Source organism: Treponema sp. R6D11, assembly GCF_054786075.1.
The window spans coordinates 1-2,811 of the sequence record NZ_BDHD01000214.1 but is presented as its reverse complement, the minus strand read 5'-3'; the positions used below and the strand labels follow the sequence as shown (position 1 = coordinate 2,811).

At 45.6% G+C, this 2,811-nt stretch carries 2 protein-coding genes; both read right to left on the bottom strand.

Features of this window, described 5'->3' with window-relative positions:
• Positions 1-49: 49 nt before the first annotated feature.
• On the bottom strand, positions 50-1,417 hold the full coding sequence (argH, locus tag ACYVTD_RS11350) for an argininosuccinate lyase (RefSeq protein WP_461247883.1): 1,368 nt from the start codon (positions 1,415-1,417) through the stop codon (positions 50-52).
• A 52-nt stretch (positions 1,418-1,469) separates the two neighbouring features.
• Positions 1,470-2,786, bottom strand: coding sequence for an argininosuccinate synthase (locus tag ACYVTD_RS11345; protein WP_461247882.1), 1,317 nt, complete (start codon positions 2,784-2,786; stop codon positions 1,470-1,472).
• Between the last annotated feature and the right edge of the window lie 25 nt (positions 2,787-2,811).

Genomic DNA, 2,811 nt, shown 5'->3' with positions numbered 1-2,811 from the left:
ATAAGCGTTATAAATTTTTCTTTTTCGCTCATATAAAAAACCCACGCTCTTAATTTATTTTTTTGCGTAACAGCTTTATCTGCCTGCGGACTTCTTTGGGAGCGGGTCCCCCCGGTATCTCGCGCGCTTTTACGCAGGCTGACGGCGTTATCAGTTTGTAAATATCTTCCATAAAAAGTTTGGAGCGTTTTTTTAATTGTGCGAGCGTTAATGCGGAAATATGTTTATGTCCCGCCTCGATACAATCACGAACCAAAGAAGCGGCAACTTCATGGGCGGCTCGGAAAGGAAGTCCCTTGCGGACAAGATATTCCGCCGTGTCTGTCGCTTCCAAAAAGCCGCCTGTGCAAGCCGCCTTCATTCGCTTAATGTTAAATTGAGCGGTTTTAATCATTCCGGCGAACATTCGAAGGCAGACGTTCAATGTATCGATGCTGTCAAAAAGATTTTCTTTATCTTCCTGTAAATCTTTGTTATACGCATAGGGCAGTCCTTTTAGCAGTGTGAAAAGAGCGACAAGGTTGCCTGTTGTTCTTCCTGTTTTTCCACGGATAAGTTCCGCAAAGTCGGGGTTTTTTTTCTGAGGCATGATAGAAGAACCTGTGCTCCATGATTCTGCAAGATCGATAAATTTAAATTCTTCGCTTGCCCACAAAACTATGTCCTCGCAAAAACGTGATAAATGAACCATAGTGATAGCACAGACGCTTGAAAGCTCCAAAACAAAGTCTCTGTCCGCAACAGCGTCCATGGAATTAACACATAACCTGCTAAAACCCAACTCCTGTGCAGTAGCTTTGCGATCCAAGGGTAGGGTAGTTGCGGCTAACGCTCCGCTTCCCAAAGGACACTCGTCAAATCTTTTAAGAGCGTCGCTAAAACGTGAATAATCTCTTTCCAGAGCGGCACACCACGCCGTTAGGTGATGTCCAAGCGTTACAGGTTGTGCTCTTTGAAGGTGCGTGTAACCGGGCATTATGCTGTTTACATGAGACAATGCCGTATCAAGAAGTACATTAACAAGCGTAGCCAATTCTTTTTGTAGTTGCGGCACTGTGCGTTTTAGATACAGGCGGAAAGCGACCGCCACCTGATCGTTTCTGCTTCGTCCTGCGTGAATCATTTTACCGGTATCGCCAAGACGTTTCGTTAAAATTGCTTCTAAAAAAGAATGAATATCCTCATGGGTTGTATCTATCTTCAATTTGCCTACTTTAATTTCGTCTGCGATAGCGTTAAGTTCTTTTACGAGCTTTCCCGCATTGTCCTTTGAGATAATTTTCTGTTTACCGAGCATTGCGGCGTGGGCTTTACTTGCGGCAATGTCGTCAAAGACAAGACGGCTGTCAACATTGATTGACGCCTGAAAAGCAAAAGCCTCCGCCTGCGGAACTTCCACAAGTCGCCCTGCCCACAGAGGCTTTGCCGTTTTTTTTTGTCGGATTGCGTTTAGTTTTCAAAGTTTCTCCTTATTTCTTCCTCGCCGCCCTTCCTCTCCCAGCCCCACTCCTCGCTCTCCCCGAAGCCGCCTTCGCTCCCGAAGCACTCTTCGCCCCAGAAGTTCCCGACGCTCTCGCTCCCTCTTTTTTCCCCTGCTCCATGAGCGAGCGAACAAGCACAGGAAGTCCATAGAGTTTTATAAAACCCTTTGCGTCGGCGTGATTGAACAATTCGCCAGTTGTAAAACTTGCTAGGCTTGTGTTGTAAAGCGAGTAGGCGGATGTAACGCCTGCGGCATTTATCGAGCCTTTGTAAAGTTTAAGCCTTACCTTGCCGGTTACAGTTTGTTGAGTGCTGTCAATAAAAGCACATAACGCTTCACGTAACGGAGTGAACCAAAGACCGCCGTAGATAAGCTCGCTTAATTTGAGCGAAACTTGCTGTTTGAATGAGTAAGTCTGCCTGTCAAGACACAGATGTTCAAGCTCTTGATGAGCGTAGTAGAGAATAGTTCCGCCGGGAGTTTCGTATACGCCTCGGCTTTTCATTCCGACAACCCGATTCTCCACCAAGTCTACAATACCAACGCCGTTCGCGCCGCCGATTTTGTTAAGAGCGTTAATCAACTGCACGCCTTCCATTTTTCTTCCGTTAAGAGCGACAGGAATCCCTTTTTCAAATTCAATATCCACATATTCAGCTTTGTTAGGTGCTTTTTCAGGCGGAACAATCATCGTAAGCATTTTTCTTAATTGCGGCTCCGTTGCAGGGTCTTCAAGCTCCAACCCCTCATGGGAAATATGCCAAAGGTTATCGTCCATACTGTAAGAATTTTTTTTCTTCATGGGAACAGGAATTTTTCTCCTTGCCAAATACCTCATCTCGTCCTGTCTGCTTTTAAGCTTCCATGTTCTCCACGGGGCGATTATTTCGATATCAGGAGCAAGAGCCATGATGCCAAGATCGAACCTTACCTGATCGTTTCCTTTGCCAGTAGCTCCATGTGCGATAGCGTCAGCTTTTTCTTTCCTTGCGTAATCGACAAGCACTTTTGCGATAAGCGGTCTTGCCGTCGAAGTGCCAAGAAGATACTTGTCTTCATAAACAGCGCCGGCTTTAAGGGCGGGGAAAATATATTCTTCGACATATTCTTTTTTTACATCGGCGATATAGCAGGCGCTCGCCCCCGTAGTCATCGCCCGTTTTGAAATCGTCTTCCAGTCAGCGGCTTGCCCCACATCGACACATACGGCGATAACATCGCAATCGTAGTTTTCCTTTAACCACGGAATAATAACAGTCGTATCCAGTCCGCCGGAATAAGCAAGAATTATTTTTTTCTTCATTATAAAAGCTCCTTAAAATCTTTAT

What these genes read in the sequence shown, in the direction of transcription:
- ACYVTD_RS11345 (WP_461247882.1), bottom strand. Translation starts at nt 2,786, where the DNA reads ATGAAGAAAAAAATAATTCTTGCTTATTCCGGCGGACTGGATACGACT.